A 14,904-nucleotide genomic window follows, 5' to 3' on the forward strand; every position below is an offset into this window, starting at 1 on the left:
ATGTCATTTCAGTTAACTTTTAACCAATAAACTTCATAACTCTAACCAACAGAATAAGGAAGTAAACATGGATTCCATTAATTCCCCGGCGACTAAACGTACCATTGATTCTTTTTCTGACGACGAGTCCGTCGGCTCACCTGCCAGCAGAAATGGCAGCAATATCCGCAGAATACCGCCAACCCATGAGCCGATGGATCAGTTGGAGCAAGGGCCGTCTGATCAGAGACTCTCCCTGAATGATTACTCTGTCAATAATTGTGAGGTTGTCAATACCCTGCAAAGAGAGCTAACCCCGACAGCAAAAGCCCCTTCTTATGATTACCCTGAAGCTTCGTTCAAGCGATTCAATCCAGGTGTGAATGGCGCAAGATTGCAACTGGAGATAGGCCTTGCCAGGGATCATATACAGTCCTTTATGGACCAGCACTATCCCGGAAAATTTGCCCTGACCATTCCCGATGACAATGCCATGAAAGTGAGCGCTGAATTTGTTGCCCCTTTTGGCTGGTGGGAAGGCGCTTGCTACAAGGTTGAATTCGATTTCAACAATACTGATAAGCACAATGAAGGGCCATCGGTCAAAGTCCTATTGGCTCCGCCGGTTGCTCATCTGTTTGATGGAGAATTGTGCCTTGCCCAGATCATTCCGCACTCTGCCTGTCCGGATTATTGGAAAGGAGAAGATGCTGCAAAATACAGCAGCTATAATTTTGACCGGGTGCAACAAATGATGAATGTGATGAATTTTCTTATTATGGACACCGACTTCTGGGATGAAGGAACAGGTTACGCACTGAACTATCCAGATCCCAAAACCCTTCATCTACCCATGATTTATTCCAATCAGTTTCATCGGGACAAGATAAAAATGTTTTCAGGGTCCGAAGGGCTTGAACGTCTGAAGCGTCATATTGCAAAGGAGATCGCGTCCGTCAACCAACGGGCCAAAGGTAGCAACAGTTCACTGTCATTCGATGTTGACCCGGAAATGATCTACCAGAAAAAGTTTGACCGTCTGCAATTTTCCCTCATCGAGCCCACAGCGTACGACTTTCCTGCAGCAGGCTCCTATGGCGAAATATTTGAACGGGTAATGATCTACTCCCCCGAGGATGTGTCAGGCTGCGTACCGGTGGAACCCATTGTTATCGAACCCAGTGGCCAATGGGAAGAGCAGTTGTCAGTAAAAAATCAGGTGATGATGAGGCTCGAACGCAATGGAAAAACGTTGATCACTCCACACAAAGCAGACTACTTTTACCCGATACAGCTTGATCCACAAGGAAGGGTCGCCGAATTTCATACTACCCCTAAAAACCGATTTTTCATCACCTATCGTGATGCTAAAGGCAAATTACTATCATATCCTCCCGGATATAATTATTCTGGTACTGAATTGAGAACTGGATCAAAAAAAGTAAAAGTTGAACCGTTCCAAGCCTTCACCTTAAGTGAGTTAAAAGAAGTATTGAGCATGAAGCTTCGTCATATAACAAGTGACTCACATGAGTTAACCGATGTGTATTATGGTCAAAAAAAGATTGAAAACGATGATGATTTGAACGAAGCAATTACCCGTTTAAAACAAGACATCAAAAATAAAAATCGTAACAGGAAACACACAAAAAGACTGGGGGTTATTTTTATTAAAGAACCATCTAAAGAATGGGAATGGTATAATCGCAGGGAGTGGAAAGCATCATTAAAACCGACGAAAACCATCGCTAAAGCCAGTAATCTGGCATTACAGTTCGATCTAACCATTTCTCCGGAGACGCCTGAAACCACCCAGCGTTATCGGGATGGCATGCAGTGGGGAATTAAAGCCAATGCCTGGCTACCGGTTATGGACAAGGAGATGCAAGTTTATGAAAAAATCACGGTTATTAAACAGCTGATTGATTTTGCCCACAAAACATTGAAACTGCCTTACAATAGGGCCGCTCTCACCGCCTGTGATGCCAATAACATCATCATGAAGTCCATGACCATGACCATGGTCGATGCACTGAAAAATGGCGAGGACTGGCTCCCATCTCAATGCTTCCTGGATTTAATGGTGAATGCTATCAATACGCACCACGAAATCGGTGAGTTATATGCCGATAGAAAGTATCGAAACCTGAGGTTAATGGTACATGCATTTTCAGGAACACTGGCTAAGAATAACCTGAAAGACTTTGCATTTTTAATCAACTATCTGGTGTCTGCCTGGAACCAGCTGGACGGTATCAGTAGCCAGGAACGCGATGCATTAAAGCCAAGGCTAATCATTAATGCTTTTATAGAATACCTGGTCAGGGTAATGGAGCGTGAATCCAAAGATCCTGAGAAATATGCAGCACAGGGTTTGGATAATGAAGCGGAACTCACGCTGGAAAAGATCATTAACGCCTCAAAGACTGGCTTCAGTGTGGTTGCCCATCAGCTGACCCTGCTTGTTTTTTTATTATGCCGCCAGGACTCTTTAAGCAAGCTGGCAGAGCCTGAGCGGGAACAGTTACAATCACGAATCAAAGAGGTCCAACGATTTATTTCCAGCAACCAGAAAGACCAGTATGCTCAGCTGATGCAACGACTGCTTCCTGATAAAAACAAATGGATAAAGCCTGTTGACTTTACCTCCAAAGAACATCAGCAAACCATCATCAATACAGTGCTGGAAAAATTTCATCAAAGAACCCGACAGCCAGAACCATCACAAGCCAGTGAGGATTCAGAACTGCCAATGGAAGTGGACAACAATAGAACGATACCGGGTAAGGCATTCGCTGTTCTGGATGACAAAGAGTATGAACGTCTGGATACGAAATTCAGTGAGCAACTGGAGAGATTTAAATTGCGTAAAAATGTCGAGGTAGAAAAAGAAGGGTTCATAAAGTTTGAGCATAATTGCCATAACTGCGGTGGTCCTTATACGACCAATAAACAGCTTTATCAAACGAAAAACGAGGTTAAAATGAAACGAGAAAAAGAGGGTTTTGTCTACCGTTCTGGAATGCCTGTCCATAAAGAATGCAAAGAGGCAAGGCAGGAAGCCACACGAAATGCCTTTTCTCTAATCATGGCCATGGAAGCAAATTACCCTTATGTCCCCAATGAAAGTAAAAAAGATTAACGATCTCCAGAAAAAGTACAAAAGATTGTTCGTACCCAGTGATGCTGGACATAAATAGTTAACCAAATCATTAAAACTGTCCAATAATTTATCAGAGATAAAACATATTACCCAAATAAAAAAAACGTATTTAGCGACTGATAAAACCGGTACTACCTTATAAATTTCAAGGCGGGCAGTTTTTTCCATACCAATGAACGTGAGCTATTGAATTATGCAAAATAAACCAGCAATCTTAACAGGGAGAAAGGTCAAAAGATGAACTCTTCAGATTTACCCGAAAAAGTAAATCGATTAAACCAGGTGTTTGCGAAACAGGCAAACCCTGAGGATGCTGAAACAAAGGAACTGCTTAGCAGTCTCTCGGATGTTATTACCAAAACGGTTGCACACATGAGTGACAATAAAAAGCAACCATTCTCTTTTACTCAGAGTGAAAAAGATATGCTTTGTAACTCAATATTGATTGCTATCCAGAAGACATCAGCAAGGGACCATGCAGAGGTATTTAAACATCTGGCTCCTGAAATAGTTAATAGCATTGAACAGATAATGACGATGCTACCTGCTCCGGAAACTTGAGTATCTTCTACACGCTTTAAAAATTTACTTACTTTATTGTCAAGATCACCCCTCTTCAATCATAAAGTGTGGCAATGCCTGACACCTGTGCATCTGCCACACACTGCTTACCTTCATTGTTGTCAGATTAACCGCTTCCTGATTATTCAGATTTAATGGCGCATCATGTCCGATTTAATCCAAACCACCATTCCACTATAAACCCCTCTTTTTATTTCTCTCATCAATAAAACCGATGACTCTCTGAAGCTCTGCTATGCTGATCATGCAGTCAGTGCATAGCTTTAGAGCAGCCATCGCCTGAATCCCGGGTTGATAAATAGCACTTTTTTTTCCCATAATTTCTAATATGGGTGCTGCATGGCTGTCTAACTACAAAATGGTTTAACACAAGGCTTTGTAACAACAAAAGACAGGTAGCTGTATGTCGCTAGAAACAAGAGTTGAGATGCTGGAGAAGCAACACCAGTCCCTCTACAACACAATTCATGGACTGGTAAAAGCGATGGCGGATATCAAACACATCGCATTGAAAAACCAGCATGAGATCATTGGCGTCAAGGTCAATATGTCCGGTATTCAGGCAGAAGTTACCAGCGTTAAAGAGGATGTCTCCGAACTGGCCCAGGCCACGCTGTCCGGTTTTGAACGCACCAGTGAGTTAATGACGAATACCCACAAAATTCTGGATGATATCAGTGAGCATCTGGACACCATTAATGGTCGGCTGGATGAAACCAACAAACTGGTTGATGGAACCCATGAGCGTGTTGATGAAACCTATGAGCGATTAAACGAGACCAATGAACGCCTCGGTGAAAACAGCGAACGCCTTGATGAAGCCAATGAACGGCTGGATGAAAACAATGAGCGTCTCAGCAGTACCAATGAGTGGCTTGGTGGCATCAATCAGCGTCTTGAAGGTGTGGAGAGTCAGGTAAAAGAGGTTCGAAAAGATATTCTCACCCTTGGGCAGATGATCAAGCACCGTCTACCAGAGAAGTGATTCTCTTGTGAAACCCCTCCTTGTATAAACGTCTGGCAGGTTTGGTAACGCCTGCCTCGTTCAACATGAGTGCAGCCAATCACTGATATACCCGCAAGACCCCGATCTCCCTTGGGAACAAAGCGACAGGTTAGCCCGGAACTGATAAATACTTTTCCTGAAAATAATGATCGTAATACATGATCAATCTCACCTCCGTTAGCCGCTGCCAATAAGCATCAGATTATACCAGTAGCTCCCTGACTTCAGGTTGATTGACTGGCAAGGTCACTGCACGATCTCTTAATAACGCCTGATGCAACTTCAAAATATCCCGGTACTCAGCGTCTGACTGACCAGAGAGTGCACTGATAAACGGACTGGTGAACACTTTGGACAGCACACTCACGGGACTCCGATGCAAACAGTAATAAGCCACTTTACCCCAGAGCGTTTTCGGCGCAGCATCAATGGATCGACTGAAATTCAACCGGAACCGGTTTAATGGATGGACGGAAATTTGCTGATCATGGGCGTAAGTTTCCAGTCCAAGAAAACAGACTGATCCGGATTCAGGTACAGGTCTACTAATATCCTGCTCATAGGCCATCAACTGCTCTTCTGAACCATCAGTGGGTTTCGATCTTCCGGAAAGATAAGACATCCCACTCAAAATCGTGATCACCAGTTCATTAATGACACTGGCTATCACGATACTCTGAATTTTCCCCGGTTTAACGCCATCGGCAAACAGATGATCGGTCATCAGCTGTACTCCCAGGGTAGCGCCCCTGAAGATAGCTAATCGAAATAGAACAAAAAATAGCCATGCCTTTGTTGGAGACAAGCCTTTGTCAATCAGCCTGGACTGTACGGCAGCGCCCAAACCAAGAACAACGGTATGCGCTAAAAGCAAGTCAGTAAACAGTTTGCGTGGGTTACTTTGTTCAGTACTGCCGGTAGCAAAATACTCTCCCCCGGCAATGGAGGCGGCAACGGTAAGCATTGTTAAAACCTGGCTGCCAAAAAGTTCAATCACCCACATTTTCACACTTAAGCAGCGTTTCTCAGCGGGGTTTTCAATAAATTGACTACTGATTCCCAAGGCATTCTTAGTGCTCTGAAAACCGAAAAAACTGACCAGACTGAGAATGACACCGGCATATTTAAACCTTTCCAATACCGGGTTGTCCGACGGGGTTCCGAGAAAACTGGTACTGGGGTAACCCAAGGCTGTCTGTACTGCCGCAGCCACTTCATCCCCTCCCAGAAACAGTCCGGAGCCAATACAGGTAGTGATATAGGCATGCAAAAATGTTCTGAGGTCTGGCTCCGGATTTTTCGAGGCATGGCTCAAGGCACCACCCAAACTTCTGAACAACATTCTGTAGGCTTCCGGCGGGCTGTTCCAATGTTCAAAGTCGTGTTCAAACAGTGCCGCCGGAATCGCGGCTCCATTGGCAAAAACAGCATTGTGTGTACCATAACGACCATCATCATGAATGGCAGGTTCCAGATGGGTCACTGCCGGAATAATAAAGTCGTTTACCTGCAGTGTTGAATCAACCACCTGATAGCTGTCAGGCCGGGAATCGACTGATGCTGATTTCGCCAGTCGATAATCCATAACCCGCCGCTCCCCGAAATCAAGAAGACAGTGAATATTCTCCGCCTCACACTCCTGATCATCGCTCACCCAAAAACCACTCATCGCCGTTGCATCAGTAACACCTGAACTGTTTTTCACATGAACCATGATGGTTTTATCATCTTTACAGATAAAGCAACCCGGTTTTGGCACATTTAAGGAACAGGTAATCATTAATTCATTGGGGGTACTATTTTGGCCCTTTGATTGAATAATAAAGCTGACTGGACCTTCTTTTAATTTTTCGGCCATGCTTTCAACCTTACTTCCAGACCTCTCTATCATTTCCATCCCGGGCAGAGTATCTTTCTGTCTGAGCTCGACCGCAATTTGATGGGGCAGTTGGTCAGCAAACTGCTGAGGGATGGACTCTACTTCATCGGAAGTATTGATCGGTGTTAATGAAAAATCATTGTGCTGGAACTGAGTTCTCAGACTCAAAGAAGACCCTGATTCAATCATACCAATAACATCTCAATTTATTTTTAAAGATAAGAGTAGCGATCAAAGAAAGCAAAAATGAAATCATATGAGGGCTCTGCGTCTTGTCAGAACCTTGGTGTCCTGATTTTAGCCACCACCGACTCAAGATAGTTGACCATATCCGGGAACAGGGATTCACAAATGGCCTGATGCTCCTCTGTTTCTGTCTTTTTCAGAACCGTCTTCATCATACTGTGCAGCTCATCCTTCTCCTGATCACTGAACGAATAATGATGATCAGGTTCGTGGTGAAGGAAATCGACCATTTCTGTCAGCCCATAACTGAGCGCCTCAAGAACAATCTCCCGGTCAATCTCCCCCGACTCAAGCAATCCTGTTAACAGTCGCTTCACCTGACTTATCTCTTCATCAATATCGCAGGGATTCTTTTTGCCTGATATGGGTCCTGCTTCTGAGTTCAGGTAATTGTCTTTAATAAACTGCTTAAGCTCTCTTTCTTTAACGGTATCGGTTTCTGATACAGCAAGATCATCCTCGGTAAGACCAGGGCTTTCCCGGAACAGGGAAAAATACTTTTCCTGAAAATAATCATCGTAATCCATGATCAATCATCGCCTCTGTTAGCAGCTGCCAATAAGGATTATACCGGTAGCCCCCTGGCTTCAGGTTTATTGACTGGCAAGGACACTGAACGATCTTTTAATAACGCTTGATGCAACTTCAAAACATCGCGGTATTCAGCGTCTGACTGACCAGAGAGTGCACTGATAAATGGACTGGTGACCACTTGGGACAGCACACCCTGCGGATCCCGATGCAAACAGTAATGAGCCACTTTACCCCAGAGCGTTTTCGGCGCAGCATCAATGGATCGGCTTAAATATAACCGGAACCGGTTTAATGGATGGACAGAAATTTGATGTTCATCAGCGTAAGTGTCAAGACCACTGGCTGATTCGGACTCAGTTGCCGACTCCCGGATACCCTGTTCATAGGCCATCAGCTGCTCTTCTGAACCATCCGTGGCTTTTGATCTTCCGGAAAGATAAGACATTCCACTCAAAATCGTGATCATCAGCTCATTAATCACATTGGCTATCACAATGCTCTGAATTTTCCCCGGTTTAACGCCATCGGCAAACAGATGATCGGTCATCACCTGAACCCCCAGGGCCGCACTCCTGAATATGGCTAACCGAAAGAGGACAAAAAACAACCATGTCTTGGCCGGAGACACACCTTTGTCAATCATCCTGGATTGCACGCCAGCCCCCAGACCAAGAACAACCGTCTGTGCTAAAAGCAGGTCAGTAAACAGCTTTCGAGGATTACTTTGTTCGGCACTACCGGTAATAAAATACTCTCCCCCGGCAATGGCGGTAGCAATGATAAGCATCGACAGAATTTGACTGCCAAACACCTCCATCGCCCACATTTTCGCACTTAAGCAGCGTTTCTCAGTGGGATTTTCAATAAATTGGCTACTGACTCCCAAGGCATTCTTAGTGGTCTGAAAACCGAAGAAACTGGCCAGACTGAGGGTGATACCGGCATATTTGTACCTTTCCAATACCGGGTTATCCGACGGTGTTCCGATAACACTGGTACTGGGGAACCCCCTGGCTGTTTGTATTGCCGCCGCGGCTTCATCCCCGCCCAGAATCAGTCCGGAGCCAATACAGGTAGTGATAAAGACATGCAAAAAGGTTCGCAGGTCAAGCTCCGGATTTTTCGAGGCATGGCTCAGAGCCCCCCACAAACTTCTGAACAACATGCGGTAGGCTTCCGGCGGGCTGTTCCAATGGTCAAAGTCGTGTTCAAACAGTGCTGCCGGGATAGCGGCTCCGTTGGCAAAAACAGCATTGTGTGTACCATATCGACCACCATCATGACTGGCACGTTCCAGATGGGTCACTGCCGGAATAATAAAGTCGTTTACCTGCAGTGTTGAATCAACCACCTGATAGTTGCCAGCCGGTGAACCGGTGGATTCTGATGTTATCAGTTGATAATCCATAACCCGCCGCTGCCCGAAATCAAGAAGACAGTGAATGTTTCCCGTCCCATCTTCCCCCTCACCACTTATCCAGAAACCATTCGCCACACTTTGATAAATGTCACCTGACGTGTTTTTTACATTAACCATGATGTTTTCATCATTTCTGCAGATAAAGCAACCCGGTTTTGGCTTATTTAAAAAACAGGTGATCATTAATTTATCAGAGGTATTATTTTGGTCTTTTGATTGAATAACAAAGCTGACCGGACCTTCTTTTAATTTTTCTGCCATGCTTTCAATCTTGCTTCCTGGCCTGTCTTTCATTTCCATTCCGCGCAGGGTATCTTTCTGTCTGAGTTCAACCGCAATTTGATGGGGTAGTTTATCAACAAACTGCTGCAAGACACGCTCTACACCATTTAACTGTTCAATTGGTGTTAATGAAACAGCATTGTCTGGTAACTGAGTTTTAAGGCTCAAAGGAAACCCTGATTCTATCATACCGATAACATCTCAATTTATTTTTAAGACAGGAATAGCGACCAAAGATCCCAGAAGCCAAAATCCCACAGTGTGAAAATAGCTATAACAAACAAAAGCACAAGTTTTTATATATATAAAACGTGACTTCTGACTTATACCTGACAATGACAGTTTTGTGCCCTTCAGAATCAGGCGGTAGTACTATCGAATTCTATAAGTAGCTGGCCATATCCTGTAAATTCTGGTTATTCCACAAGTAGCCGATAACACGGTAGCCAAATACCTTTATCAGATTCAGGATGAACACATCATGGACAAGGACAGCCCCGGCAACGGCTCTACCCGACAAAACGATCAGGCCATGTCCGGGATAAAGAAGCGAAGCATCATCTCTCAGCAGGAGGTAAAGCGGACGTTACTGTCCAGTGCAGATTTCACCCGTCCGAAAGTAAAGCCTCTGGCAGAGAGGCTGGTCAGCCAGAAGCCAGCCAATCTGACAGAAGCATTGCAGCCACTGAAACAGGGTGTCGATTACGCCTCTGACCTTATTCACCGCCTGCAAAATACTCAACCTTCTGCGCAAGATGACAGGCGGCAACACGCAAACCGCATCACAGACACCATTCACTTGCTGGAAGGTATGCAAAAAGCCCTTGAGAAAGAGACAAAAGATCTGTTCAACGCACATAGCCAGACAGAGACAGGACAGCAGAACGGGACTTCTGACAGCCATGCCCTCTATCTGGAGTCATCAACGTTACTGAATACACTGCAATCGTATATTAGAACGTTAGAAAAGATGAAGTCGACGTCTGTTGAATAGGCTTCGGTGACAATGGCACCTTTGTCAGCAAAGCCCAGGTAAGACTGGACATCGGCAAAGCTCTCTTCCGTCATGGCCGGTACGATGCGATCAACCATGGTGCATGGGAAGGCCACGTGTTCACGAATCCAGGCGGCCAGCTCTTGATCCATCGCCTCTGCCATCTGAATGACCGCTGCCCGGGCACGTTTGCCATAGAAACCAGTGGCTTCAGTCACCATCCGGCGGGTCCCAGCTTCTGTGCCGGGTAATGACCAGCCAGTGGTGCCAGTTCCCGGACATACACATCTTCATCAAGCGTGAAGAGGGTGATGGTCAGATTCGGGTCATTGCCACCTGGGCCCTGTTTTCCACCCGTGGCATTCCATTACGATCACTGATCCTTTTGAACTCCTGCTGCTGGCTGGTGCACAACCTGTTGACCGGGTCTGTTGGTGGCAGTCTGATTGAGGCAACGTTTGTGGTTACTAATAGCATTACCATTTATAAGCTTTATAAGGCAGCTGTTGTATCAGTACCGGTAATTCAGGAAGTTAAGCTATAGGGAACTCGGCTTTCCTCGTTCCCACACTCCGTGGCTAATGCATACCTGCACCAAGCGGTTTTTCACTTCCCATGAAAATGCAAAAGTTTGGGTATACTCCCACGAGGGACCGTGGGAGTGAGGTCAGAATGCTTAAATATCCCACTTCACGCTGACAGAGAAGTTACGGCCTGGCTGAGTGTAGCGGTTAAGTTCAGGATCGCCAAAACTACGACCACGGACATCTTCCAGTAACCAGTACTTTTTATCAGTGATGTTAAACAACCCGGCTCTTAACGTAACATCCTCCACAGGACTGTAATAAGCCGTTAGATCTACAAGCCCATAACCTGCCGGATTAAACTGGGTTTTACCTGTTGGCACTTCGGAGTCACTGACATCAGAGTCACTTTTACCTTTAACCAACGTCCAGGCAAGCTCACCACCGTAGTTTCCGGAAAGGTCATCATAGCCAAGACCGATCACAGCAGTTATGGGCGCAACACTGTTCAGCTTTTGATTATTTTCTTTATCTTCACCATCAGCATACGCAAGAGACCCTCGTAGTGTTGTTCCCATAGGGGCACCGATTGTTTCGTCAAGCCATAATTGACCCCTGAGTTCAACACCTTGAATTTCCGCTTTACCAATATTCTGTGCTTGAGTGATTCCTCCGGTGTATGTTGGGTCACTCATATCAGTGAATGTATCAATGAAGTTTGAGTAGCGATTATAAAAAGCTACAACTTCAAAACTACCTCTATGATCATCACCTCTTAAACCAAACTCAACAGACTGGCTCTCCTCTGGCTTCAGATCCGGGTTTGAGATGGTTTTATAGGGTTTACCATCAAAGCCTATACCCTTATGGGTATAGTACATATCGTATAAATCGGGCGCTTTAAACCCTTGGCTATACTGACCAAAAACGGAAAGCTCATCGCTCAAGTTATAAACAGCACCAAGTCGGCTAGTCAGCTTATTCCCTGTACTTTTTTCCAGCTTATCCCCTCCTGGAGAATACTTATAGCTGTCAAATCGCACCCCGGGGGTTAACACCAATCGGTCAGTTAAAGTAATTTCATCCTGAACAAAAAGGCCATATGTCAGCTTATCAACACTTGGAATGTACGTTTTGTCAGCAGGATCTTTCCCGGTCTCGTAACTGATATTTCTGTTTTCTGTTTTTACATCATTGACATCAAAACCATAAACAAAGCTATGTTCGGTATTACCTAACTGAACCTGTTTATCAAACTGAGTCGCCAGCTGAATGCTTTTTTCTCCATAGAAGTAAACTTTCTTACGGTCATTGTATCTACTTGTGGCCGGGATCCAGGTCGTCTGGTCCATCTTTGAATCTTGCCAGTCCAGCTGGGTTCTCAGACTATCAAAAGCAGTGAGACCTGCCTCCCATTCATGAAAGGCACCAATGCGCTTACGGCTGGCAATATCTTCGCCTGTTGTACCGCCTGGCAGCAGTTTTTCTCCTGACTTCAGCTTAACCTTAGTCTTAGCGTCCAGGTATTCACCAGTCAGACCAACTCGATGATCATCGTTCACCTGATACTGTAATTTACCCAGAAAGTTATTGCTGCCAGTATCCAGAGGATCAGCAGCGCCTCTTGCATTACCTTCAATATCTGCACCACTATGAGTTTCCAGTTCTTCAACATCTCTTCGGGTATAGATCAGCATACTTTCAAGATCACCTGTACGATTTGCCAGGGTGAAAGTTTCTGCAAAGCCATGATCTGCACTGGTATAACTACCCTTTACCGAAGCAGTAGTATCATCACCATCAGACTTCAGGTAATCAGAGGGATCTTTTGTCTGATAAGCAACAATACCCCCAATAGCATCACTTCCATAAAGGCTTGATGCAGGCCCTTTAACAACTTCCACAGCTTTAATGGCATCAATATCAATAAAGTTTCTTTGTGAACGCTGGTAAGTAAAACCAGAGTCAAACTGCTGCGGCTGGTCTATGCCATCCACCATAATTTTAACCCGGTTGCCTTCCATACCCCGGATATTAAAACCTTCAGACCCGGTACGACCATCGGAACCAACACTGATGCCCGGCTCGTAACGAACCAAGTCTCTGATATCGGTAGCCAGCTGTTTTTCCAGCTGTTCTTCGTCCATAACTACGATCGTTCCAGCAATATCTTTCAACTGCTTCTCAGAACGTGCAGCGGTTACCGTAACCTGATTCATCAGCGTCGGCTGATATTTTTTATCGGTGCTTTCTGTGGCAGTTTCAGCCAAAACAGGCGAGGTGTGCGCAAGAGAAACGGTGGCCGCCATCACAGCCAGCGCCAGCGTATTTTTTGAAAACCTCATGAATTTCAATCTGTACCAGTGTGGGCTGTGACAGCCACCAATTGCCTTCTGACAGTCGCCAATGACCGCCTGCTTCTTCTGATTCTCATGCTGAAAAAAATACGCAATGAGAATAAACAACGGCGGGATAATAATTATAAAAAATATCAAATGCAAATCATTATCATTAAGTTTGATATGATCACAGACGACTACGGTTGTATTTCACGCAGAGCGAGGCTATATGGGTATTAGCGCTTTCCTGAACTAGTCTTTGGGAACATCATGACACCGTTGATTCTGATAGGGTGATGTTTTGAATTTTTTGAAATCATCAACAACCATCTGACGGGTAACCTCGCCCAGGCTCTTTCCCTCATCTTTCAGGCGCTGCTTGACTCGCTCCCAGCGATCAGGGGTCAGTGAGCCAATGATGTCACCGGTTATGTTATTTACTAACTGATACCGGTCTTCATAAATATGGAGGCGGACCCTTTCAGTGCCCCGGTTAACCACCAGATTGTTACGGTCAGTTTGTTGCCACTCATTTCTTTGCAGGGTTTGCCGCTGGGCTTTGGTCAATGTTTGTTTCCCTTGCAGTGCCAGCACCAGCTGGAAATCCTCCTCTGCCATGTCCAGAATCGCATCTTCATCAATGGTGACTTCAGGGTGATCCTGTTTCAGTTTTGCCACCAGTGCCCGGCGCTCCTGATCCTGGGGTGAGGGGGTTGTGGTGCTCAGGCGCTTGCCTTTTCTGATGGTCTGTTGCATTTCAGCAAGCTGCGCGGGATACAAATGGCTTGAGTCACTCAGGCGGTCGTAACGGGAAATTGCTTCGAAACTTTCAGTGATTCTTTCCACTTTTCCCGTGATGATCATGATGTTTTGTCGTGTCTTTTGCTGATCCGCAGCACTGATATCGGGCATTTTCAAAATGAATTGCAGGCTTACCAGTTGTTCTCTCAGTGCGTCAAAGTAACCGTACAGATGGTCGTCGTCGCCCCCCTGTAACTGATTGGGCATCACCGGCTTGTTGGCATTGATCAAACCCCGCAAAAAGTTGGCGCGATCATTGACGTCCTTTGCGGTTCTTGCCTTGTGCAATTGTTGCAAGAGGTGATTGCACTCGTCGTGATAGCCCTTGATCAAAAAGTGTTTTATCTCTTCGAGATGGACACTTATCTGATTTTGCAGCTGATCAAACGTCTGTGGGCTTGTTGAAGCTTCGTTGCACAGAGCACTGCGCACTGCTGCTTGCCACAGCGCAAACTGCTTTATCAATGCCGGTCCGTAACGTTTCTGATAGGCGCTTGTAATGGCGTTTATTTGGGCATTGATGCGCTCCTGCCTTGCTTCCAGCTGAGCACCTGTACTGGAGCCCTTATCGACTTTAGTCAGCTGGTCAGCCACTTGCTCTAACTCTAAAGCCCGCTTTTTAACCTTGTTGAGCAGGAAGATTTTCCCTGTTGGCAGTTCTGCTGCTCTGCTGCCACCTACTGCACCCTCCACGGGCAAGGAATGTTCATCTCTGGCAGATGGAGGACTCAGTACAGAGCCTGGCGCAGACGCATCCCCAAGCCTTAGAACGGGAGGCCGGAGTACGAGTGTCGGGTTCCTCTGTGGCTCTATCGTGATGGTTCTACTGCCAGAAGATCCCCCGCGCTGGTGGAAGTGGAAAAGTGTGGCATTCACTGGTGCGGGGACGAAGTGATCCCAATGGGTGAATGAGGACAGGTCACATTGATGCTGGTTGGTTTTGGTCTGGCAATAGCCGGAGCCGGGCACGTCAGCCAGGCAGCATTGCCTGAAGAAGGCGGTCACTTCCTTTCGAATCTCCGCCAGGCGGGCCGAAGGGGCAGTAGAATCTGAAACGCCAACGCTGAATTTGGAAACCAAAGGCAGGTTCATATCTAGCATACAGATACTTCCATTATTAACTGTTGAGATACAAGCCCATACGCTGGTTCAGTT

At 45.7% G+C, this 14,904-nt stretch carries 11 protein-coding genes; 5 read left to right on the top strand and 6 right to left on the bottom strand.

Features of this window, described 5'->3' with window-relative positions:
* Positions 1 to 67 precede the first annotated feature (67 nt).
* The 3 genes from ACO6UY_RS05585 (at position 68) to ACO6UY_RS05595 (ending at position 4,709) form a co-directional block, all read left to right on the top strand.
* A complete protein-coding gene (locus ACO6UY_RS05585; RefSeq protein WP_422489327.1) occupies positions 68 to 3,121 on the top strand; it encodes a hypothetical protein in 3,054 nt (1,017 codons plus the stop codon).
* A gap of 258 nt (positions 3,122 to 3,379) precedes the next feature.
* Complete coding sequence (locus ACO6UY_RS05590; RefSeq protein WP_422443792.1) at positions 3,380 to 3,703, top strand: hypothetical protein; 324 nt, start codon at positions 3,380 to 3,382, stop codon at positions 3,701 to 3,703.
* Positions 3,704 to 4,127: 424 nt separating this feature from the next.
* Positions 4,128 to 4,709: a coiled-coil domain-containing protein gene (locus tag ACO6UY_RS05595; protein WP_146000082.1), complete on the top strand. Its 582-nt coding sequence runs from the start codon at positions 4,128 to 4,130 to the stop codon at positions 4,707 to 4,709.
* Between the two features lie 223 nt (positions 4,710 to 4,932).
* Here the strand turns inward: ACO6UY_RS05595 and ACO6UY_RS05600 are convergent, their stop codons facing one another.
* From ACO6UY_RS05600 to ACO6UY_RS05610, 3 genes are all read right to left on the bottom strand, one after another.
* Positions 4,933 to 6,777 carry a hypothetical protein gene (locus ACO6UY_RS05600; RefSeq protein WP_422489329.1) on the bottom strand — a complete coding sequence of 615 codons (1,845 nt, stop codon included), beginning with the start codon at positions 6,775 to 6,777 and terminating at the stop codon, positions 4,933 to 4,935.
* A 107-nt stretch (positions 6,778 to 6,884) separates the two neighbouring features.
* Entirely contained in the window at positions 6,885 to 7,382 is a 498-nt protein-coding gene (locus ACO6UY_RS05605; protein ID WP_422443796.1) for a hypothetical protein, read from the bottom strand.
* Positions 7,383 to 7,420: 38 nt separating this feature from the next.
* On the bottom strand, positions 7,421 to 9,259 hold the full coding sequence (locus ACO6UY_RS05610; RefSeq protein ID WP_422443798.1) for a hypothetical protein: 1,839 nt from the start codon (positions 9,257 to 9,259) through the stop codon (positions 7,421 to 7,423).
* Between the two features lie 313 nt (positions 9,260 to 9,572).
* On the opposite strand from ACO6UY_RS05610, the gene ACO6UY_RS05615 reads away from it, so the two are divergent.
* A complete protein-coding gene (locus tag ACO6UY_RS05615) occupies positions 9,573 to 10,085 on the top strand; it encodes a hypothetical protein (RefSeq protein ID WP_422443800.1) in 513 nt (170 codons plus the stop codon).
* Here ACO6UY_RS05615 and ACO6UY_RS05620 read toward each other — a convergent pair.
* Positions 10,001 to 10,306, bottom strand: coding sequence for a hypothetical protein (locus ACO6UY_RS05620; RefSeq protein ID WP_422489331.1), 306 nt, complete (start codon positions 10,304 to 10,306; stop codon positions 10,001 to 10,003). The two genes, ACO6UY_RS05615 and ACO6UY_RS05620, sit on opposite strands and share 85 nt — an antisense overlap.
* 29 nt (positions 10,307 to 10,335) lie before the next feature.
* Here ACO6UY_RS05620 and ACO6UY_RS05625 point away from each other — a divergent pair, with 29 nt between their 5' ends.
* Positions 10,336 to 10,629 (top strand): YgjV family protein, encoded by a 294-nt coding sequence (locus ACO6UY_RS05625; RefSeq protein WP_422489333.1) that lies wholly within the window; start codon positions 10,336 to 10,338, stop codon positions 10,627 to 10,629.
* Between the two features lie 132 nt (positions 10,630 to 10,761).
* Here the strand turns inward: ACO6UY_RS05625 and ACO6UY_RS05630 are convergent, their stop codons facing one another.
* Positions 10,762 to 13,110 carry a TonB-dependent hemoglobin/transferrin/lactoferrin family receptor gene (locus tag ACO6UY_RS05630; RefSeq protein WP_422489335.1) on the bottom strand — a complete coding sequence of 783 codons (2,349 nt, stop codon included), beginning with the start codon at positions 13,108 to 13,110 and terminating at the stop codon, positions 10,762 to 10,764.
* Between the two features lie 90 nt (positions 13,111 to 13,200).
* The gene (locus ACO6UY_RS05635) at positions 13,201 to 14,850 is read right to left on the bottom strand and encodes a hypothetical protein (protein ID WP_422489337.1); all 1,650 of its coding nucleotides are present in this window, start codon (positions 14,848 to 14,850) and stop codon (positions 13,201 to 13,203) included.
* Positions 14,851 to 14,904: the final 54 nt, after the last annotated feature.

The sequence above is a fragment of the Endozoicomonas sp. ALE010 genome (genome assembly GCF_049310165.1).
Taxonomy (GTDB): domain Bacteria; phylum Pseudomonadota; class Gammaproteobacteria; order Pseudomonadales; family Endozoicomonadaceae; genus Endozoicomonas.